Raw genomic sequence first — 21,408 nt, forward strand, 5'->3', positions numbered from 1 at the left:
ATTTTACCATTACTCAGAAGGGCTTTGCCCCCTTCATGAATTCAATCCATATTGGAAGGGCTGCTCGTGCTCCTGCCTCTTTCGGACCTATTGGTTTATGATTGTCTCTGCCTACCCACACACCAACGAGAAGAGTATCGTCAAAACCAACGAACCATGCATCAGAAAAATCATTAGTTGTTCCAGTTTTGCCATAGACCTCTCTACCTAACTCCCTTGCTTTTTGCGCTGTTCCTGAAAGCACTACTTCATGTAGTAGTTCTCTCATCTGTTCAACAATTTCCTCCGGTAAAATCTCTTCAAATTCGGGATGATTTTCCTCAATTATAACACCTTTGTGAGTAGTAATTTTTTCGTAGAATATTGGTTTGATTTTTTTGCCTGTGGCAAAAACTGAATAGGCCGCTGTCAGCTCAATGGGTTTTACATCGGAAGCACCAAGGGCTGTGGAAAGATAGGGATGAATTTTAGTGCTTAATCCACACTGCATAGCAAAATCTACGACATTTTTTATTCCTACTTGCGAGGCAAGTCTTACAGTGGCGGCATTAAGGGAGAGGGCAATGGCTTTTTTTAGAGAGACTTCTCCGTGATATTCGTTGTTGTAGTTTCTCGGACTCCAGCTTTTGCCTTGCACAGCTCCCGGAAAGCTTACTGGTGAGTCTATTATGGTATCTTCGGGAGAGAAACCATCCATTAGGGCTACGGCGTAAACAAAGGGTTTAAAGGCACTTCCTGGCTGTCTCAGAGAGTATACCCTGTTGTATTGAGTTTCCCAGAAGTCGTTTCCACCTACAAGTGCCTTAACATGTCCCGATTTCAAGTCTATGGCAATCAATGCGGCCTGAACAGAAGGTTTAACTCTCTTATGTAATTCATCAAGCCCTTTTCTCACAGCCTCTTCTGCTTTTTTCTGGAGAGAATGGTCAATGGTTGAGTATATTCTCAGTCCATCTTTGTAAAGTCTCTCTCCGTATTTTGCTTCAAGCTCTTGCCTTAAGGTTTCCACAAAATAGGGAGCTTCAAATTTTCTCCAGTGAGGATGTTCTGGTAGGGGTGTGTTTAATGCCTCTTCATATTGTTCTTTAGAGATAAATTTTTCTTCAAACATCTTTTTTAAAACAATATTTCTCCTTTTTAGAGCCGCTTCAGGTTTTTTAAAGGGATTATAGGCAGAAGGAGCTTTTGGCATTGCGGCAAGCAAGGCTATTTCAGCAATTTTTAGTTCTTTGTAGGATTTTCCAAAATAAGCTTCTGCTGCTGCTGCTATTCCATAGGCTCTATTTCCGAAATAGGCCTGATTTAGATAAAGACCTAAAATTTCATCTTTCGTGTATTTTTTCTCTATTTGGATTGAAAGTATTGCTTCTTTTAGCTTTCGGGTTATACTTTTTTCAGGTTTTAGAAATAACATTTTTGCAAGCTGTTGTGTTATGGTACTACCACCCTCAACAATACCGCCCGCTTTTATGTCTCTGTAAAGAGCTCTTAGAATTCCGATAATATCAACACCAGGATGTTTATAAAATCTAACATCTTCTGAGGCTATAAAAGCTTTCTTTACTAAGTCAGGAATTTCATAGTGGGGAACGAATTTTCTTCTTTCGTAGAAAAACTCCGTAAGAATCTGACCGTCTGAAGAGTAAACAATAGATGCTTCAAGAGGTCTATATCCCTCAAGAGATTTTACATCGGGGAGGTCTGAAAATAGCCAGAAAACATAGCCAGAAAAAACTCCGGTTACAAAAAGAAATGTGAAGAATAGAATATATTTAATCTGCTTTATCATCTCTACACTATATCCAGTTCAACCTCTTTAACTACTCCCTCCTTTATTGTAAAACATCTTACAGAAAGCTGAGGTTTTATGGCTATGATTATATGGTAAACATCATAACAGGCAAGTTCGATGTCTTTAAAAGACGGATAGGCATCTCCAAAAGGATGACTGTGAAACACGGCCAGCATTTCAATTCCTTTCGCCTTAATATCCTTAAATGCTTTTAATTGTTCGAGAGGGTCAAAGAAAAAGCTTGTTGAAGAAGGTTCTATGTTTTTTATTTTGTATATTTCTGTAATCTCTTTCTTACCTGCAAGAAGTCCGCATGCTTCAAGAGGAAAACAATTGATACAATGCTTTAGCATATCCATATAGATTTCTTCTTTTATTCTTATCATCCTTTGCAGACATTACAGGAGGGATTTTTTAAAAACTTAACTTCACGAAAACTCTCTTTCAAGGCATCATAAACTATCATTCTTCCTTTTAGAAGATTACCAATGTTTAGAAGAATTTTAAGGGCTTCGGCAGCCTGTATTGCGCCGATTACTCCAGCTACAGGAGCAAATATACCCCTTGTAAGTTTTTCATCTCTTGCTTCTTCAAAAAGACAGTTGTAGCAGGGACCTTCAGGAGAAATTACATCAAATACATGGCCTTCAAATTCGTTTACTGCTCCAACTACAAGAGGTTTTCCTGTCTTAACACAGGAATCATTCAAGATAAAACGGCTATTAAAGTTGTCAGGGCAGGCTACTACAAGGTCATAATCTTCAATATATTGAAAAACGTTTTCCTTTTTTATCTCATCAGGATAGGGAAGTATGTTTATTTTGCTGTTTATCTTTTTTAGGCCTATCATGGCTGATATGGCTTTTGGCATTCCTATGTTTTCTTCTGTGTGGATAATCTGCCTTTGAAGATTGCTCTCTTCAACAATGTCAGGGTCAACTATACCAAGATAGCCAATTCCTGAACAGGCAAGATAGTAAGCCACGATACTACCAAGTCCACCGGCGCCTACAAGCAAAACCTTTGATTTTCTAAGCCTAATCTGTCCCTCTATGCCAATCTCATTGAGGATTATCTGTCTTTGATATCTCAAAAGCTCAGGATTCCTGTCCTTCAACTCTGATGAACACACTTTTTCCAGCAACAACTGGAAGTTTGTCTATTTTTTCAAGAGCCTGAAGCACATCTCTCTCCTTTGCTTTGTGCGTTAGGATAACCAGAGGAACTGCGCCAGCCTTTGACCTTCCCTTTTGAATAACAGAGGCGATGCTTATGTTGTGTTCTCCAAATACCCCTGAAATTTTTGACAACACTCCAGGTCGGTCTAAAGCGGTAAACCTAAAGTAATACATGCTTTCTATCTCTTCGATAGGCTTTATATTGAGGGCTTCTGAAAAATCAAGGGCAGCCTGATTTCCCCCTTTAGCGATGTCAACAATATCAGCAACTACAGCGCTTCCTGTTGGGATACTTCCAGCGCCTCTACCGTAGTAAAGGGTTGCTCCTACATTATCTCCCTCGACATATATGGCATTGAATACACCGTCAACTTTAGCAATTAGATAGTCTTCAGGAATCATGGTAGGATGAACTCTAAGTTCTATCTCTCCATTTAGTATTTTTGTTATGGCAAGCAGCTTTATCTTGTATCCAAACTCTTTTGCAAATGCAATATCTTGAGCAGTAATTTTTGTAATTCCCTCGCAATAGACTTTATTGAAGTTAAAAGGTATGCCGTATGCTAATGATGCTAAAATTGTAATCTTATGGGCAGAGTCAATACCTTCAATGTCAAGGGTTGGGTCAGCCTCGGCATAGCCAAGCTGCTGAGCCTCTCTTAGGGCATCCTGAAAGTCTATGCCTTCATTGGTCATTTTGGTGAGGATATAGTTAGTTGTACCATTGATAATTCCGTAAATGGCAAGCATTTTATTTGCCACAAGCCCTTCACGCATGACTTTTATTATTGGAATTCCTCCTCCTACACTTGCCTCAAAGCCAATCTGTAAGGCTTTTTCTTTAGCAAGGGCAAAGATATCATTTCCGTCTTCGGCAAGTAAGGCTTTATTTGCTGTGACAACATGCTTGCCTCTGCTTAAAGCCTCCATAATGAATTCCTTTGCAGGATGGAGTCCTCCGATAAGTTCTACGACAATATCTATTTCAGGGTCATTGATAACGTCTCTGGCATCCTTTGTAAGCACACCCTCAGGCAGTGTAACCTCTCTCGATCTTGTTATGTCTTTGTCGGCAACTTTTTTGAGTATAAGGTCTATGCCAGTTCTTTTTTTGATTATATCCCTGTGGGTTAGAAGAATTTTTACTGTTCCTGTGCCTACAACACCGAACCCTATTATTCCAACCTTAACTTCTTTCATTCTACCTCCCAATTTTTTTATGCTGCAAGAACTTTATCCTCAAGTCTTTGCACTCTTATTAAGACATCATCAATTATCTCTTTCCTTGAGAGAGCTTCCCTCAAGTCTACTTTGATTTCTGATATTTCTAAGTAAAGTTGATCTATCCTCTTGTTTGTCTCATCAATTCTCTTGTTAGTTTCGTCAATTCTCTTATTCATCTCGTCTACTCTTTTGTTGGTTTCATCAATTCTCTCAGTGTTTTTAATTATCTCATTTTTAAGTTCAACCCTTAGTTCATCAATCTTTTTGTTTGTCTCATCTATCCTCATATTTGTATCGTCAATACGTTTGTTGATATATTCAAGGGCTCGCCTTAAATCTCTAATTTCAGCCTCAACATTGGTAATCCTTGTATTCATCGAGTCAAGAGCAACTTTAAAACCTTCAAGCTGACCTGAAACAGTAGCCTTGAACTCCTTTAATTCAGCCTTTACCTCGCCTACTATTGCTTCTTTAAACTTCTCTAAAATTTTCTCTATTTCCATAGGATTCACCTAAACTACTTTTCTTGCCTTCTTTACAAAGGGAACTAAGTTTAATGCCTTCTTAATTCCCCTTGTTGCCTGTCTTATTCTGTGCTCGTTCTCAACAAGGGCAAAGCGAACAAAGCCTTCTCCACCTTCACCAAAACCTATTCCAGGAGATACGGCAACCTTCGCTTCATTTATAAGGAATTTAGCAAACTCAAGAGACCCCATTTTCTTAAAAGGCTCTGGTATCTCAGCCCATACAAACATTGTTGCCTTTGGAGGAACTACATTCCAGCCTGCCTGCTGGAGCCCCTTAATCAGCACATCCCTTCTTCTTTCATAGGTCTTTCTTATCTCCTCAACACAGTCCTGTGGTCCCCTTAAAGCAACAATAGAGGCAATTTGAATGGGCTGAAACATTCCATAATCAAGATAACTCTTTATCTTGGTGAGTGCTCCTACAATCTCCTTATTTCCAACACAGAAACCTACTCTCCAGCCTGCCATTGAATAGCTCTTGGTCATAGAGAAAAACTCTACTCCCACATCCTTTGCTCCAGGTACTTGCAGGAAGCTTGGCGCTTTGTAGTCATCGAATACTAAATCAGCATAGGCAAAGTCATGAATTACCATTATGTTATTCTCTTTAGCAAAATCTACGACTTTTTTGAAAAAGTCAAGATTCTCAACAACAGCAGTTGTAGGATTATGGGGAAAGTTTATAATTAACATTTTCGGTCTGGGCCATGAATTTTTATATGCTCTCTCAAGCTCTTCAAAAAAATCCATGCAAGGACATACATTAAAGTATCTTACATCTCCTCCTGCTATGATAGCACCGTAAGGATGGATTGGATAGGCTGGCGAAGGCGTAAGAATTACATCGCCAGGCTGAATTGCTGCAAGCAAGAGATGACTTAATCCCTCCTTTGAGCCAATAGTTACAACTGCCTCGGTTTCTGGGTCAATATCTACATCAAATCTTCTTTTATACCATTCTGATATGGCACACCTAAGTTGAGTTATACCTCTTGAGGCAGAATAACGGTGATTTTTCCCTAATTTTGCCGCTTCACAGAGTTTTTCAACGATGTGTTTTGGAGTTGGCAGGTCTGGATTACCCATGCCTAAGTCTATTACATCCTCACCTTTTCTTCGTAGCTCCATCTTTAATTGATTTACTACGGCAAATACATAAGGAGGCAGTCTCTTAATTCTTGGGAAATCAAACATCATTATTCCTCCGTTTTTATTTAATCATTTGCATTTTTGAGTATTTCTGTCAATACATCTAAGGAATATTTTTTTGCCATATCCCATACAGTGGCTATGCTGTAAGCATTTTCTGCAATTTTTGAAATATCCTCCTCTTTAATCTCTACATCCTTCAAAGTCACAGGCGCACCTTTATCTCTGAACCATGCTTTGAGTGCTTCAATTCCCTCGTCTGCACTTTTGAGATTAAATATCTCCCTTGCAAATCTTTCAAACTGGGCTATGTTTTTATCTTTATACCACTTCATCCATGCTGGAATTACAATGCTTAGGCAAGCACCATGTGGTAGGTCATAAAGTGCTCCGAGTGCATGGGCTATCATGTGATTTGGAAATTCTCCTCCTTTTATACCAAGCCTTGTGAGCCCATTGAGAGCAATTGTGGCAGTCCACATGAATTCAGCACGGGCATTATAGTTTTGTGGCTCTCGGAAAATTAATTCTGTAGTCTCCATTACTGTTTTGATTATGCTTTCGATTAATCTATTCTGTAGATTGGGACAGTATTCGCTGCTAAAATAGTGCTCAATAACGTGTGCTATTGTATCTACTGCTGCATAGGCTTGATACTGTTGAGATACTGTAAAGGTTAGTTCTGGATTGAGGATAGATACTTTAGGAAAAATGTGTTCCGAAGATATGGACAGCTTTTCTTTCGTTTCTTCATTGGTAATCACGGCAAATCCGTTCATCTCACTTCCCGTAGCAGCCAGTGTTAGTATCACATAGACAGGTAGAGCTTTTTTAATCTCTTTGCCTCTTTTGAAAAAGTCCCATATTTCTTTGTCTGTTTTAGCTCCGACGGCGATTGTTTTTCCCTCATCAATGACAGAGCCTCCACCGACTGATAGAATTGCGTCAACCTTATATTTTTTTGCTTTCTCAATTCCTTCCTTTGTGTGCGAAAGCACAGGATTTGGTTTTACTCCTCCATGCTCGATAAACTCAATTCCTTCTTTTTGAAGGGATTTAACTACTCTGTCATACAGCCCTGTTTCCTTTATCGAGGACTTTCCATATACAAAAAGAACTCTTTCAATGTCGTTTTTCTCAAGAATTTTACCAATCTTTTTTTCTGTCTCTCTTCCAAAAATTATTTTTGTAGGATTATAAAATTCAAAGTTTTCCATACCTACCCTCCTTTACTAATTGATATGCCTCATAAGCCCTTGTTGAGCTTCTTACAAGTGGAGCACTTAGCACGACTTTAAAACCAATCTCCAGCGCAAGTTCTGCAATTATGTCAAAAACTTCGGGCTTTATATATTCTACTACAGGTAAAGCTTTTTTTGAAGGCTGAAGATATTGACCTACTGTTACTATGTCGCAGTAAGAGGTTTTTAAATCTTCTAAGGTTTTTCTTATTTCATCTATGCTTTCTCCTAAGCCTAACATAAATCCCGACTTAGTAATTATTGAAGGCCTTATTTCTTTAGCTTTTCTTAAAACTTTTAGTGATTTTTCGTAGTCTCCGTCTCTTACATGGCCATACAGTCTTTTTACTACTTCAATATTATGGGCAAAAACAGCTGTGTCTGAATTTACGGTTTTTTCTATGGCATTAAAATGTCCTTTAAAATCGGGGACTAAAATCTCAGTAAATGTATTCGGATTAAGTAGTCTTATTTTTTCTACGGTCATTGCAAAATGTTCTGCTCCGCCGTCTATGAGGTCGTCTCTGGTAGGAGATGTTATTACAACGTATTTAAGGGAAAGTTCTTTAACGGCCATAGCAATTCTTGCAGGCTCTTCTTTATCTACTGGAGTTGGCATGCCCTTTATGGCATTACAGAATTTACAACCTCTCGTGCATATTTCGCCAAGAATCATAAAGGTTGCAGCCTTTTGGCTGTAGCAAAAACTTCTGTTAGGACATCTCAAAGTCTCACAAACTGTGTTTAGTCTTCGATTTTTTAGATAATTTTGAGTTGTTTTTATGTTTCTTATTTGTGTTTTTACCCATTCAGGAAGAGGCATAGGAAGGGTTTATGAAAGGGGGACATTGTGTCCCCCTTAGAGTTTTCAGACTTTTTCTACATTAACTGCTTTGGGGCCTCTGTCTCCTTCAACAACTTCAAATTTAACTCTGTCACCCTGTTTTAGGGTTTTAAAACCATCTCCTTTGATTGATGAGTAATGGACAAAGACATCCTGACCACCGTCCTGCTGAATAAAACCAAAACCCTTAGACTCATTAAACCACTTAACACGTCCTTCAAAAGCCATACTTCTTAAAACCTCCTTCTGTGTCTTCCTACCTACGGCAGGTACTGAAAGCTCGCAAAATGCTAAGCTTCTCTTTTATAACATGCCAATGGATAAAAAGTAAAGGAAAATTTTTATTTGGCTTTCAGAGGTGTTTGCTAAAGGAAAACATATTTTGCTATATTATAATATTCGGCGGCGTAGCTCAGTTGGTCAGAGCAGACGGCTCATATCCGTCGTGTCAGGGGTTCGAATCCCTTCGCCGCCATATAAAATAAGTCACAATTTTTTTCTTGCCTTATAACTTTTGTTAATGCTTATTTCTAACGAGCATAAACAGCTTCAACGCGGGAACGAGTTCCTTGAGGACCTGTAGTTTCGGAAATTATAGTAAACAAAAGCCAATATTCAAAAACTCCTGCTGTTCCGCTACCAATAACTCTCTCTTTGGCAAAGCCTGTTTTGAATTCTCCTCTACCTGTATAACAGATTTGAATATTATTATCAAAAACTCCTGTAGCATTTTGTAATCTAAACTGAATGTTAAAATTTTCGCAGTGACCGTCTGATATCTCACCGTTGAGCGCTCTGTTATAGATATCGAAGCCTCTTGTGGCAATTGCATAATGAACCCCTCCCGCAGCAGCATCACGCACGGAAGAATATGTTTTTATAGTTTGAGAAGAACCAAAAAGCTTAGTAAGTGCAAAATATATTCCTGTCAATACTAATAGAGCAAAAACTCCGATAAGAAGTGCAGAGGGTAGGGCAATTCCTCTGCTGTCTATCTTGCCTGATAGTTTCTTAAAACGATGTCCTGTTCTATTACCTTCCATCTATACCACCTTCCTGTGTTATTCCACCAATTGTTATCTATATTTGGTCCACCACCACATTCATTGCTAAACTGAGGTAAATTTGTTGATGATGTTTGCCTACCACCAACTTGAATTATCATACACAATCTTATCATATTTCTAAAATTGCTTAAATCTCCGATACTGTTGTCCAATTGAGGATTGTTTTCATTCCCCACATAAGCCCTTACAAGAAAAGACTGGACACATGAAATCATAGGTTGAGCATTATCTTGTCCTACTGATTTCATAAGATTAAAAGTGCCTGGAGCACACTCTCTTGGTAAATTAGCATTGTTGAGAAAATACGTTACTCGGAAGTCATTAGGAAATACCAAATTATTCCGTTCAGTAGCAAAAAATGCGAGAGTATTTATATATTCTTCATCACATCTTGTATCATCTACTCCACATTGACACAAAAAGTCTGATGAAGACGGACACCTATTTCTTTTACTTACAGGGTCAAGTATTACATACCAGAAATTTTTTGGATTTAAGTCACAATTTAATCCTCTGTAAGTTGTGCTTCTTATATCCATTGTTCTGTCAGGTCTTACCATTGCCCAACATCCAGACCTCGACTCTTCCCTTGAGGCTAAACTGATGAAAGTGAGAGTATTTCCAACAGAAATATTCTGTAAATTGTCTCTGTCTACTCCGAAACCGGCAGTTTCAATGTCTTTAGTTAGTTGGGAAGTCAAAACAGCTGCATCTTGTTCTTGTTTGGCAACAAAGTGTCTTTGTGCATTTTCTCTTGCCATAAATTGAAAGGCCGAAAATATTCCACCTGCAAGAATACTTAAGATGGCAATTACAACAAGTATTTCTATTATTGAAAATCCTCTGTTATTCATTTGTTGTCCTTAACAACTATTGTATTCATAATCTGAAGTCTGTTTGTAAATGGTTCGAAATACCATACTATTACAGCAGCTACCTTACCCGTTTCTCTGCCTGATTCGTCGATAATTCTTGCCACATTTATGCCTGCGTATATTCTTCTATCAGAAAATCCCTCGTAGGTGCAAACGGGAAGATTTGCTGGGCAGTTGTTACCATTGCATTGACATAAAGAGTTTACTCCATCTGACGAAGGTATTAATCGCATGTTGTTTAAATTTGCTAAAGGCAAGGAAAAATTGCCCAGACCATTGTAAGGGTCGTAAAAATCTATGAAATCATCTCCATCGGCATTTTGATTTTCAAAGGAACATACATTTGTACATGTAGAATTATTCCAGTTGTTATTGTTAGAGTAAAAAATTGATGGAGTTCCGCTTTCGTCCTTTGCATAAGGCATTCTTTCAAGGTCTGCTGATAGAGTTCTTGCTATTTCAACTGCCCTATCTTTCATCTTTACCCTTATTGTATATCTCGAATATTCTATTATTCCTCTGAGAAGACCTAACAGTATTACCATTAAAATTAAAATCGCAATAAGCAATTCAATTAGAGTGAAGCCTTTCTTATTGAATCCTAATCCTACCATATCTGTCAATTATAACCTCTTTTTCATTTCCAAAATCTTCTCTTAATCTAATAGTTTGCATTCCCAATCCACATATAGCATTGAGAGGATATCCTCTTCGATCTACTGTGATAACTATACCGGCTGTGGCATTAACTGTATTTGGAAGATTTACTGTCCTTGTCCTAATGTCTTCACTTCCGTCAATGTTTCTATTGCAGTCTAAATTGTTATCTCTGAATATTATGTATCTCCTTCTGTTATTGTCATCAATAAAAATTCCGTGAGGAACGCTTCCAATAGATTGAGCTTTTATCCAGCCCAATTCATTTGCTATATTATTTGCTGCTTGCTGCAATAATCTTTGAGATTGATATCTCAGATACCAATTTATCGAGAAAAACATGAGAATGCTAATAATAGCAATAACTATTAACACTTCAAATAGGCTAAAACCTGCTATTTTTCTATCCATGTTATAAATTTACCTTGTGCTAAAACTGTTGGAGTTGGCAGTTTAATAATTGTTCCTGCCGATGTCTGAACAATTAGTTTTCCACTTGGTAGAGCCTGGAAGGGCTGTCCCAGTGGCGGAGTTCCAGCACCGATTATCTGGTCAATGACCACAGTTTTGTTCTGTTCAAGGAGAAGCTTGTAGTGTAAAGCTATATATCTTGTTTTGCCAGAATAGTCGCATATGTTTACTGGTGGAATAAAAACGAGACTATTCACCAATTCACCGTAAAGAAAAGGTTGAGAGATTATCGCTTCCCCATTGAGGTAGTAATACCATCCTGTATTAACATTTACATTGCCGCTTAGTTGAGTTTTGTAATAATTTATATCCCTCAATGAACATCCTGAGTTGTCACATATGCATTCTCTTTCTGTAAGATATAGAGAGGTATTAGTCGTAAGGATTGATTTAACATTCACAAGGTCAGCTTTTGTAACAGTAGTTCCTGTAGTATTCCAGAAGGGGTCTTTGTATCCGATTAAATAATTCATATAGGGAATATTTTTATCATTGTTATTTAGAAATTTTCCTGTTCCTAAGAATATCCAGAGATTACTTGATTCATCAAGTGTAAATGCGGGAGCGGCAAATACAGGAGGTTGATGATTACCAGTTTTAAATGTAGAGAGATTAACAGCTAAACTTATGTGTGAATCATTGAGGCTTGATATGGTTTTGTAAGAACTGCCACTTCTAAGCGATATTTTATAGAAATTACCCCAGCTGTTATCTGTTGTTGTTTTACCATATAAACCGAAATAGATTACATCATCTTGATAATCATCATCTACATCAACATTATAAATATCTCCTACAGCGGCTAAAGCCCCAACAACGTTTACCGTTAGACTTTTTACAAGACTGCCATTTCTGAGATTGTAAAAATATATTTTGGCAGAATTTTCGTATGAAAGCGCTTCAGGTCCTTTCGGTCCTGTTCCTATTACCACATACCATTCTCCGTTATTATTCTTATCACCAAGCCTGACAATTGTTGGGAATGATGTGGTAAGTGTATTATCTGGTAAAGTGGCCTCCCATAAAAGAGTAGGGGAAGATGAAGTGCCGTTTAGCCAATCAGTAAGGTCAAGAACAAATATTGAAGAACTGTATATGTTTCCAGAGCCTAAGTCTAACTTTTTACCTCCAAATCCCATAACTCCGACAAGAATTGTTCTCCAACTTGATACTGTTTTCGATGCAGTTGCATCTCCATTTATGGAAGCATCAAAAATTAACGTTCTGTAATCAATTGTTGGAATGTGGCAGTAGTCGTAATGTCCATACCATAGTAAATAGGGCAAAGCATTTTTGGGTATAAATGCCCATTCCTCCTTGCTAATATTTCCAGTTCCGGAATCGTTTGGAGAGTTTTGAAGTTTTGCTGGCTGATTTACATTAGCCTGAGTTTTTATAGTACCTATTCTGAAAGCATGAAGCATCCCGTCATTAGCACCAACATATGCTATAGATGCACGTCTTCTGTAATCATCAGAGGTGATATATGACCGATAGGAGATATCGCCATATCTTAGATGGTAGAAATTTTGTGGTTTATCTGAAGTAACGGATGGTGTAGAATGTATGATGTCTCCCAATTTCCATGTTTTTGTGACATTTGAACCGCAGAAATGATTTATATTCAACTCTCTCATTCTTTTGACATATGATAAGTTTTTACAGGTTGCATCAGAGGAAAGATTTTCACCTCTTAGATATCTTACAATACAGGCGGCATTTGTAGAATTAATAGTGCTATCTATATCATCCCATACTCCTGCGAGATGTGATGCTTCAGCAGTTGAAAAATCGGCAAGAGAGCCACTTTTATTGAATTTAATAACTCTATCAGTAGGAGAGGTATTTGCCAGCCAACAGCCACTGTTGAATACGGAACTGACCTCATCTATTGATACTGTGTCTGTGGCAGTGCAAGTGCTGGCATTTTGAAGTCTTGTAATTTTTGTATTTCCAGTTATGTCAACGAAAAACTGTATTATTCTGTCAAGACTACCAGAGGCAAGGTCAAGAATTTTATTGGCTAAAGAATCCTCTCTAATATTTCCTGTTAAATCCACCCAAAAGGCTCTTAAAAATCCAATCCATTGAACTTCAGTATCGGGAACCTTGGGATAATAGTAGGGTTGAAGAATTAGTGAGGAAATTCCGCTTCTTGAAGATAAAGTAGCAACAGTGGCACCAGACGAAGATTTGCTCATGATTGAGCTTATGGCATAACTTAAAGCTGCTTTAACTTCTCTGGCATTGGAGGCCGCAGCAAAAGTATCCGGTATTCCATCTCCATTTTTGTCCCAATCTGTTGATGAAGGTGGAAGGGATGTGCATGGACTTCCTTTTCCACAGTTTGAAGTAGAACAACAGTCATCAACGGTACAAGTATTAGTTCTTGGATAGTCCGTTAGGTTCCCAGGCCATGTTTTGCTTCTATCAAAGGAACCATACATGGCCACATGTTTTAGAGATTTTTCACCTGTTCCTCCAAGCCAAAGTCCTATTCCATATATTGAGTCAACAAAATATGTTCCTGTCCTGTCATCAACGGGGTTGTTAAACCCTCTTTTATGTAACCAGTATGCAGGAACAACAGGGTCTGCAGAGGAAGATTCATAACCTATGTCTATGCTACATGCAGCATTTACAGGATTTCCACCTCTATTCCACTGTCCATCGGTAAGGAGGATAATAAAATTTTTTGCACACGGAACAGGTTTTAGTTCATTGCTTTGACAGCTACCGTCATTGTTTTCGTCAAAGCATTGGTAAAGTGGGTTTCTCCAATACTCTGTTCCTGTGTTCGGAGTAAAACCTCCATACTGAGGAGAATTTTGCCTGAAGTAGTTGTATGCATCCCATAGAGCAGGAGCAATAGGAGTTGAGCCACTGGGTGCTTCATAGTTTATTAGAGTAATGGTATTTTTATAAGGATTTGATGCATCGTAGGTGGCAGAACTTGTAAAGTCTCCTATATATGTCTTGTTTGTTCGTATTCCGTTGGCTGAGAAAAACATTGCACCAAATCTGGGACGTATTTCAAAGTTTTTAACTTGAAACAATAGCCCTCCCTCAGAGCCGGTAATCCTACTCCATGGTACTTTAACTTTTTGTCCGCTGTCAGAACTTAAAATGCATCCATAACTGTCACAGCTTATATATGAGTTAGGATAGGTCTCTGGATTACATTTTCTATTATCATTTGAATCACAGCTGTTTGGCTTGCCGCCTGTCAATGCCCATCTTAAAAGGTCAATTCTTCTCATGTATAAGAAATTTAGACAAGAACCCTTATATCTATTTGAAGTGTTTATACCTGAAGCTATTTTAGGACATGAAGCGGCGGTTCCTGTTGTCTCTTCCCAGTAGCTTCCTGTAGAGTTGTATCGGTATATTTTATCTGGAATAAAGTAGCCTTCTTCATTGTCACGATAAGTCCAGCCGCATCCTGCAGAATTACTACAGCAATCACTATTACTGCTGGTTGGATTGTATGCACACCATGACATTGAGCCACTTTCATCGATTAATAGTAAAACATTGGGCGGAGCTATTTCACCAACGCCTGGAGGAATGTGGCAGTATGTTCCCATGTCAACGGACTCCACAGATGGATGGTCTTTAATTAGGAGGCAAAGTAAGAGAATAGAAATAAATAAAATTAACTTTTTCATAACATCCTCACTTTAAAAGAGGTGTAGTTATCGTGTGTGTTTTAAATCTATCGCAGTGGTCTGAGTCAATTCCGAAATCGATAACTCTATTTAATATCAATTCCTTGGAGAGTTTTTTTTCTGTATAAAATTCTCTTAATCCCTTGCAAGAGTCGCTGAAGACATCAATCTTTATTTTTCCTGTGTCTGGTTCATAATAAACAACTTTTCCTGTTAGATATAGTTCATCCACAGCAATTGATAAAGCTGGTATTAAAACTGGTATTAAAATTAGAATAGAAACTATCAATAATAATCTCACCTTCATACCTCCAGTTTCTTAGCTGTTAAAAGTTTAACAAAAAAATATCAAAAAAACGTGAAAGTTTTGTGAGAGATTTATTGGGCCAATTTTAGTTGATTGTGTCCATAAAACTATAGAAACGGGAATGTCTATTAAATCATTTTTTAAGTTTCAAAACTACTAAAAAATGCTCTCCTTTTGCTCTGTATTTTAAGGCTAATTTATAGGTTTTGCAAAGATACTCAACTATCTGCAATCCTATTCCTGAACCTTTAAAAATTTCTGAAAAATCATTTCTTATTGCAATAGCTTCTTTGCAAATTTTTATGTGAACTTTAGTATACCCATACCTGAAGGCATTGTCTAAAAGCAAAAAGAGTATCATCTCTATTACTTCTTTGTTTGTCTCAAAAAGGGTCTCGCGAGTTGAGATTATTATTTTTGTTTCTCCTGGGTCATACTGAGAGATTATTTTATCTATTAATTCCCTAATAGATATGACCTGTTTACCTTTTGATACTCTGGGCAGTTTTTTAATGGTTTCCATTGATTTTTTTAGTTCATTGTAGATTACATTACAGCTTTTTTCAATTCTATCGAGAACTTTACTGTCTGGTTTTAGTCTGAGTATTTCTATATTAGTTTTTGTTGCAGAGAGGAAATTGCCAATTTTGTGAGAGAGAACAAAAAAGATAAATCTAAGAAACTCTTCATGTTCCCTCTCTTTTATGCTAATTATGTCTAAAACGCGATAAAATAGATAACTTAGCGAAAGAAGAAGTAGGCCTTCCCAGAGTAGAAGGGTTGCCGAGTATTCTTTGAATTTCTCATCTATCGGAGTATTATCTAATTCCACATCGTTTCCAATTTTTCTCATATTAGGAGGAAGGGGATAGTTTGGATTAGTTTTTAGGATTTCTCTGTAAATTGAAATGAGTTCTTTTTCATGTTTCTTCTGTTCTTCAAGAAAAAAATAAATTGTAACTAAGTTTATGAATGAGAAGATTATTACCATCACAATTACAAAAACAATGAATATTTTTATTTGGAAGTTCAACTCAGCTTATATCCTCTGCCCTTGTATGTAATAATGCTGTTTGCAGGAAGTATTTTTCGCAACTCTTTTATATAGGTTCTCACTACTTCATCACCTACTGCTTTGCCTCCCCATACGTAGTTAAGAATTGTATCAGTATCCAGAATTTCTCCTCGTCTTTTTACAAGAAGGATAAGTAATTCCCAGGCTGTTTTTGATATTTTTATCTCTTCGTTGTTCTTCAGAATAGTCTTAGAATCAATATTTATAACAATGTCACCCATTTTAATTTTGCTTTCTATTTGTTTTCTCTTGCTAAGGGCTAATATTCTCAAATAGAGTTCTTTAGGGTCAAAGGGTTTTACAAGGTAATCGTCTGCTCCTTTTGTGAAACACTCTTCTTTGCTTGAAAGCTCATTTTTGGCTGTAAGTATAAGTATTGGTGTTTTTATATTCTTGTCCCTTATGTAGGTTATTAAATCCTCACCTCTTGAAAAATTCAAAATTAAGTCTAAGATTATTACATCGAAGGCAGATATTTTGATTATATTTGGCAGTTTTCTTTCATCATGAATCCAAAATACATCTATCTCTTTTAATTTCAGAAATTCCTCAAGGCTTTCGCCGAGAGATTTGTCATCTTCTACTAAAAGGACTTTCATCAATTGAATATTACAAAAAAGAAGAGATTATTTCAACAAAGATTTAAGATGATTTTCAAATAAATTCAGGCTTTTTTTGTGTAAGTCTGTGAGTTCGTAATCCATGTTTTCTTGCCAGTAGTAGAGAATTTCTTCTTCGGTCATAAAACTTTTTAGATAATAATCTTTGACCATTTCAGAAAAGTATTCTCTCCATTTGTCTCGAGCATACAGAAGTTTTTGTTTAAAATTAGTATATTCTGCGTAAAGAATGTTTTCAGGTTTTGTAATCTCTTTTCTGGTAATCCATAGGGCAAAAACAAAGGGTAGACCCGTGTATTCATACCAGAGATTTGCAAGGTCATATACTTTTTTGTTTCTATTTTGCTTTCTATATCTTAATGCATCATCACCAATAAGCAAGAAAGAATCTCCTGAAGATGGTGCTGCGGAAATATCATAAGTAGGAGACAGACCAATAAAACTTTCAAGGATTACTCTTAATAACATATGAGAAGTGGCTGACTGGTCAGTAAGAAGAATTTTTTTGCCGTTCATTCTGTTTAGCTCTTGGTCGGTGAACAAAAGCACGCTTCCTACGCTTTTTTTTGAGCTTATGCTTATTCCATCTATAAATTCATATAGTTCTTTATTCAATAGATACTCAACTGAGGAAGAGGGAGAGATATCAATAAGTTCATTTCTCAGAGCCCAGTTTAGCTGGGAAGGAACACCTTTTACGAGATGAATGTCTTCTGTTAGAAGACTCTCTCGTTGAAGAACATAAAATATTGGATACACATTGGCATACTGAATCCATCCAACCTTAAGTTTCATCCTTTTATAACTCCCATTGGTTTTAATTTTAATACTTTCATGGCAATGCCAGCATTGTGGACAACATCAACCACATTTGATACGTCTTTATAGGCATCGGGCATTTCTTCAGCAAGGGTTTCTTTGCCAGCAGAACGGACTACTATACCCCTTTCAGCAAGCTCTTGCTTTATTGAGCGACCCTTTGCCTGCTTTATTGCTTGATTTCTACTTAGAAGCCTTCCTGCTCCATGACAGGTTGAACCGAAAGTCTCCTCCATTGCTCTTGGAAGTCCTACAAGCACAAAAGAAGCTCTTCCCATGTCCCCTGGAATTAGAACGGGCTGTCCAATCTCTTTATAGCAATCGGGCAACTCAGGATGTCCCTTTGGAAAAGCACGGGTAGCACCTTTTCTGTGGACAATCAGTCTTTTTCTCTTTCCATCAACCGTATGAAATTCTTCTTTTGCTATATTATGAGCAACATCAAAAACAACAGTCATTCCAAGGTCTCTTGGTGAAAGTTTAAATACTCTAAGAAAAACCTCTCTTGTCCAGTGCATAAGGCATTGTCTGTTAGCCCAGGCATAGTTTGCGGCTCCTTTCATGGCAGCAAAGTATTGCTGTCCTTCTCTGCTACGAAAAGGCACACAGGCAAGTTCTTTGTCTGGCAGTTCAATTCCATATTTTTTAGCAGCCTGAAGCATCACTCTTATATAATCATCACATATCTGATGACCAAATCCCCTTGAACCCGTATGAATCATTACCGTTAATTGGCCTTTCCATAAGCCCATAGCCTCGGCAATAGAAGGTTCATAAACTTCTGCTACATACTGGATTTCGAGAAAATGATTTCCCGAACCGAGTGTGCCTTGCTGAGAACGTCCCCTTTCGTATGCTTTTGGGCTTATTGCATCAGGGTCTGCTCCTTCAAGACAGCCATGTGACTCGATTCTCTCTAAGTCTTCTGCTCCTCCAAAACCCTGCTCAACTGCCCAGATAGCTCCCTTTCGGACAACCTCTTTTTCGTCTTTTGTTGAAAGCTTTATCTTTCCAGTAGAACCAACACCTGAGGGAATATGATTATAGAGAATATCTATAAGCTCACGCAGTTTAGGTTCTACTTCTTCGCGGGTCAAGTTACTTTTTAGGAGTCTCACTCCGCAGTTAATATCGTATCCCACACCTCCTGGCGAGATAACTCCCTCTTCTGTATCAAAAGCTGCAACACCACCAATTGGAAAACCATATCCTGTGTGAATATCGGGCATTGCCAGGGATTTACCCACAATTCCCGGTAGGGTTGCTACATTTGCGACTTGACGGACCGAGTCGAGTTCGAGTTCTTCCTCTAATACCTGGTCTAAGAAAATCAATCCTTCTGTTTTCATCCCTTCCACAAATCCTTTTGGCACTTTTATTCTATAAGGGTCAATTCTTACAGTTCCATCAATCTTAGGCATAAAGACCTCCTATTTTGAGGGTTATTTACTTTATTTTAACTAAAATGATAGAAATAATCTTTACGTTCATGGAATGAGAATGCCCTTTTATTTGTCATTTAAAGAGTTCTTTTGTTAGAATAGTTGCCATGATAACTGGTAAAACCAAAGTAATAGGTATCTTTGGCTCTCCTATTGAACACACCCTTTCTCCTGTCATTCACAATGAAGCTTTTAGAGTTCTAAAAATTGATTATTGCTACGTGCCATTTTATGTAAAAAAGGAAAATTTAAGGGAAGCAGTACAGGCCATAAGGGCACTTAGCTTGAAGGGAGTTAACGTGACAGTTCCTCATAAAGAGAGAGTAGTTGAGTATCTCGATGAATTATCTGAGGAAGTTTTAAAAATTGGTGCTGCTAATACCATATTAAACTCAGAGGGCATTCTTAAAGGTTTCAACACGGATGTAAAAGGCTTTATTACCTCTATTAAAGAAGAGGGCGTTGAAATTGCAGGGAGAAAGGTGCTCTTAATTGGTGCAGGTGGTGCAGCCAGAGCTGTTGCTTATGGAGTGCTAAAGGAAGCAGGCAAAGTTTATATCTTTAATAGAACTATAGAGAAAGCTAAAGAAATAGAAAAGCAATTTAATGACATCGGAGAGATTAGAGCATTACCCGAACTTAGTGAAAGAGTAACGAGAGATATGGAGATTGTTATAAACGCTACATCTCTTGGCATGAAGAGAGATGACCCCTATCCAATTGGCCCTTATTTATTGAACAGCTCCCATATTTACTACGATGTTGTATATCCCCAGACACCTCTTATGAAAGAGGTAAAAAAGAAGGGCTGCAAAGTTATTGGAGGTTTGGGAATGCTTGTCTGGCAAGCGGTTTATGCTTTTGAGATATGGACTGGAGTTAGACCTTCTGCTGAAATATTTATGAAAATTTTAAATAAGGTATTGACAAATTCTAAAAAATTTGCTACAAAACATACATAATGATTTTAGGAATTGAAATAGAGCCTTCTTCTCTGAGAATAGCTCAGATAGAGAAGAAATATGAGCTTGTAAACTGGGAATTCACCGAATTGCCCGAAGGAGTTATGAGTAATGAGGGCATTTTAGATGCCGATATTTTTGTGAACACTCTATTAAGAGCTTTAGCTAATTTTAAAGTAAAAAATCCAAAAGTTGCTTTTGCCGTGTCAGGTCCAACAAATACGGCTGTAAGAATATTAAAAGTTCCATATGTTGATAGAGACGAAATTGCTCTAAATCTACCACATGAACTTGATAAACATATCCCCTTTAGTGTAAAAGAAGTTTACTTTGATTTTCATATTCTCTCACAAGCAAAGGATAAGTCTTTTACTGAAGTAATAGTGGCAGTGGCTAACAGACAATTAGTTGATGAATACATTAAGGCTTTTGAGAAGGCTGGAATGTCGGTGGCATTAATAGATATTTCAGCTATAGCACTTTTTAATATCTATGAAGTAAGTTATACGGACAATCTTCCTGTAGCGGTAATTAACATAGGCGAGAATGTTATTAATTTTTCTATATCAAGAAAAAGTAAGCCTCTTTTCATAAGGGATAGCACGCACAACTTCAATGTTAATATTGAAAGTGCCAGTGAGGACGAGTTAAGAAATTTTGCCGACGAGGTTGCAGCAGAAATTTACAGACAAGTTGAATATTTTAAAAATTTTATGGAAGAAGACGCTGTAAGGAAGATTTATATTACCGGTTATCTGTCAAATTATCCTACATTCGTCTCTTCCCTTCAGGAAAGGCTTGAGCAGGAAGTACAAGAGTTCAATCCATACAAGAAAATAAAAATAAATAAAAAAATTGAAGCTAAGATGAAGAAATATTCTCATCTTGCCTCAGTATCAATGGGGCTATCACTGAGAGGAACGGAGAAGTTGAAGTGATTAAAATAAATCTACTGCCAAAGAAAGAGATAAAAAAAGCTCCAAGAAAATTAGAATTATCATTACCCACAGAATCGCTGAAAAAAATAATAATTCCATTAGCATTAACATTAATTTTGATTATAGGTATTGTTGTATACTTTGAGATAACATTGGCTGATTTACAAAAAGAAATAAATCAACAAAGAACTACTCTTGCTGGACTAAAGCAAAAGATAGATGAGGTTAAAAAGTTTGAAAGCATAAATAAGGAAATAGAGAATAAAACAAAATTAATTGAAGATTTTAAGAGAATGCAGGCTATACCTCTAACTATACTTTCAACTGTAGTAAAAAAATTGCCCGACGGAGTATGGATTTCAAAAATAAACTACGATGACACTGTAACTATAGAGGGTTATGCATTTTCAAATCTGAATGTAGTCTCTTTTGTTGATAACCTAAAGTCAACGCCCCAACTCAATGAAGTGAACCTTATTGAGACTTCACAAACAGAATTCGAAAAACAATTAATTTACAAATTTGTTATTAAATTCAAGCTCAAGGTGTAAA

At 37.2% G+C, this 21,408-nt stretch carries 22 protein-coding genes and 1 tRNA gene; 4 read left to right on the forward strand and 19 right to left on the reverse strand.

Annotated features, from left to right (window positions below; all coding sequences use genetic code 11):
- Window positions 1-13 precede the first annotated feature (13 nt).
- From ACZ430_RS08570 to ACZ430_RS08610, 9 genes are read right to left on the reverse strand one after another with little or no spacing between them, the layout of a single operon-like run.
- Complete coding sequence (locus tag ACZ430_RS08570; RefSeq protein WP_297210774.1) at window positions 14-1,789, reverse strand: penicillin-binding protein 1A; 1,776 nt, start codon at window positions 1,787-1,789, stop codon at window positions 14-16.
- A 2-nt stretch (window positions 1,790-1,791) separates the two neighbouring features.
- Window positions 1,792-2,178 carry a M67 family metallopeptidase gene (locus tag ACZ430_RS08575; protein WP_297210777.1) on the reverse strand — a complete coding sequence of 129 codons (387 nt, stop codon included), beginning with the start codon at window positions 2,176-2,178 and terminating at the stop codon, window positions 1,792-1,794.
- Window positions 2,175-2,885, reverse strand: a complete 711-nt coding sequence (locus ACZ430_RS08580) for a HesA/MoeB/ThiF family protein (protein ID WP_464910538.1) — start codon at window positions 2,883-2,885, stop codon at window positions 2,175-2,177. Before ACZ430_RS08580 ends, ACZ430_RS08575 begins: the two co-directional genes overlap by 4 nt.
- Window positions 2,886-2,889: 4 nt before the next feature.
- A complete protein-coding gene (locus tag ACZ430_RS08585) occupies window positions 2,890-4,170 on the reverse strand; it encodes a homoserine dehydrogenase (RefSeq protein ID WP_339944581.1) in 1,281 nt (426 codons plus the stop codon).
- A gap of 17 nt (window positions 4,171-4,187) precedes the next feature.
- A complete protein-coding gene (locus ACZ430_RS08590; protein WP_464910539.1) occupies window positions 4,188-4,697 on the reverse strand; it encodes a coiled-coil domain-containing protein in 510 nt (169 codons plus the stop codon).
- Window positions 4,698-4,706: 9 nt separating this feature from the next.
- The gene (gene alaC, locus ACZ430_RS08595) at window positions 4,707-5,915 is read right to left on the reverse strand and encodes an alanine transaminase (RefSeq protein WP_339944585.1); all 1,209 of its coding nucleotides are present in this window, start codon (window positions 5,913-5,915) and stop codon (window positions 4,707-4,709) included.
- Window positions 5,916-5,935: 20 nt separating this feature from the next.
- Window positions 5,936-7,087, reverse strand: a complete 1,152-nt coding sequence (locus ACZ430_RS08600; RefSeq protein WP_464910540.1) for an iron-containing alcohol dehydrogenase — start codon at window positions 7,085-7,087, stop codon at window positions 5,936-5,938.
- Complete coding sequence (lipA, locus tag ACZ430_RS08605; RefSeq protein WP_464910541.1) at window positions 7,074-7,934, reverse strand: lipoyl synthase; 861 nt, start codon at window positions 7,932-7,934, stop codon at window positions 7,074-7,076. The genes ACZ430_RS08600 and lipA overlap by 14 nt, the downstream gene beginning before the upstream one ends.
- A gap of 45 nt (window positions 7,935-7,979) precedes the next feature.
- A complete protein-coding gene (locus ACZ430_RS08610) occupies window positions 7,980-8,183 on the reverse strand; it encodes a cold-shock protein (protein ID WP_297210800.1) in 204 nt (67 codons plus the stop codon).
- Between the two features lie 173 nt (window positions 8,184-8,356).
- Between ACZ430_RS08610 and ACZ430_RS08615 the strand changes: the two genes are divergently transcribed.
- A tRNA-Met gene (locus tag ACZ430_RS08615) sits at window positions 8,357-8,430 on the forward strand.
- 55 nt (window positions 8,431-8,485) lie between these two features.
- On the opposite strand, the gene ACZ430_RS08620 is transcribed toward ACZ430_RS08615, so the two are convergent.
- The 10 genes from ACZ430_RS08620 to ACZ430_RS08665 all read right to left on the reverse strand — a co-directional run bounded on the left by ACZ430_RS08620 (window position 8,486) and on the right by ACZ430_RS08665 (window position 18,935).
- A complete protein-coding gene (locus tag ACZ430_RS08620) occupies window positions 8,486-8,998 on the reverse strand; it encodes a hypothetical protein (RefSeq protein WP_297210802.1) in 513 nt (170 codons plus the stop codon).
- Window positions 8,947-9,876, reverse strand: a complete 930-nt coding sequence (locus ACZ430_RS08625) for a type II secretion system protein (RefSeq protein WP_297210805.1) — start codon at window positions 9,874-9,876, stop codon at window positions 8,947-8,949. The genes ACZ430_RS08620 and ACZ430_RS08625 overlap by 52 nt, the downstream gene beginning before the upstream one ends.
- Entirely contained in the window at window positions 9,873-10,511 is a 639-nt protein-coding gene (locus tag ACZ430_RS08630; protein ID WP_297210989.1) for a prepilin-type N-terminal cleavage/methylation domain-containing protein, read from the reverse strand. Before ACZ430_RS08630 ends, ACZ430_RS08625 begins: the two co-directional genes overlap by 4 nt.
- The gene (locus ACZ430_RS08635) at window positions 10,489-10,965 is read right to left on the reverse strand and encodes a pilus assembly FimT family protein (protein WP_464910542.1); all 477 of its coding nucleotides are present in this window, start codon (window positions 10,963-10,965) and stop codon (window positions 10,489-10,491) included. Before ACZ430_RS08635 ends, ACZ430_RS08630 begins: the two co-directional genes overlap by 23 nt.
- Entirely contained in the window at window positions 10,950-14,693 is a 3,744-nt protein-coding gene (locus tag ACZ430_RS08640; RefSeq protein WP_464910543.1) for a pilus assembly protein, read from the reverse strand. The genes ACZ430_RS08635 and ACZ430_RS08640 overlap by 16 nt, the downstream gene beginning before the upstream one ends.
- Before the next feature lie 7 nt (window positions 14,694-14,700).
- Window positions 14,701-14,994, reverse strand: coding sequence for a hypothetical protein (locus ACZ430_RS08645; RefSeq protein WP_297210814.1), 294 nt, complete (start codon window positions 14,992-14,994; stop codon window positions 14,701-14,703).
- 139 nt (window positions 14,995-15,133) lie between these two features.
- On the reverse strand, window positions 15,134-16,033 hold the full coding sequence (locus ACZ430_RS08650) for an ATP-binding protein (protein ID WP_297210816.1): 900 nt from the start codon (window positions 16,031-16,033) through the stop codon (window positions 15,134-15,136).
- A complete protein-coding gene (locus ACZ430_RS08655; RefSeq protein WP_297210819.1) occupies window positions 16,030-16,674 on the reverse strand; it encodes a response regulator transcription factor in 645 nt (214 codons plus the stop codon). The genes ACZ430_RS08650 and ACZ430_RS08655 overlap by 4 nt, the downstream gene beginning before the upstream one ends.
- A gap of 27 nt (window positions 16,675-16,701) precedes the next feature.
- Window positions 16,702-17,490, reverse strand: a complete 789-nt coding sequence (locus ACZ430_RS08660; RefSeq protein WP_297210822.1) for a menaquinone biosynthesis protein — start codon at window positions 17,488-17,490, stop codon at window positions 16,702-16,704.
- Window positions 17,487-18,935 carry an RtcB family protein gene (locus ACZ430_RS08665; RefSeq protein WP_297210825.1) on the reverse strand — a complete coding sequence of 483 codons (1,449 nt, stop codon included), beginning with the start codon at window positions 18,933-18,935 and terminating at the stop codon, window positions 17,487-17,489. The genes ACZ430_RS08660 and ACZ430_RS08665 overlap by 4 nt, the downstream gene beginning before the upstream one ends.
- Before the next feature lie 128 nt (window positions 18,936-19,063).
- Between ACZ430_RS08665 and aroE the strand changes: the two genes are divergently transcribed.
- The 3 genes from aroE to ACZ430_RS08680 are packed head-to-tail and all read left to right on the forward strand — an operon-like array spanning window position 19,064 to window position 21,407.
- Entirely contained in the window at window positions 19,064-19,918 is an 855-nt protein-coding gene (gene aroE / locus ACZ430_RS08670; RefSeq protein WP_297210828.1) for a shikimate dehydrogenase, read from the forward strand.
- The gene (gene pilM / locus ACZ430_RS08675) at window positions 19,918-20,856 is read left to right on the forward strand and encodes a type IV pilus biogenesis protein PilM (RefSeq protein WP_297210830.1); all 939 of its coding nucleotides are present in this window, start codon (window positions 19,918-19,920) and stop codon (window positions 20,854-20,856) included. The genes aroE and pilM overlap by 1 nt, the downstream gene beginning before the upstream one ends.
- A complete protein-coding gene (locus tag ACZ430_RS08680) occupies window positions 20,853-21,407 on the forward strand; it encodes a PilN domain-containing protein (protein WP_297210833.1) in 555 nt (184 codons plus the stop codon). The genes pilM and ACZ430_RS08680 overlap by 4 nt, the downstream gene beginning before the upstream one ends.
- Window position 21,408: the final 1 nt, after the last annotated feature.

It is taken from the genome of Thermodesulfovibrio sp. TK500a, from assembly GCF_055381765.1.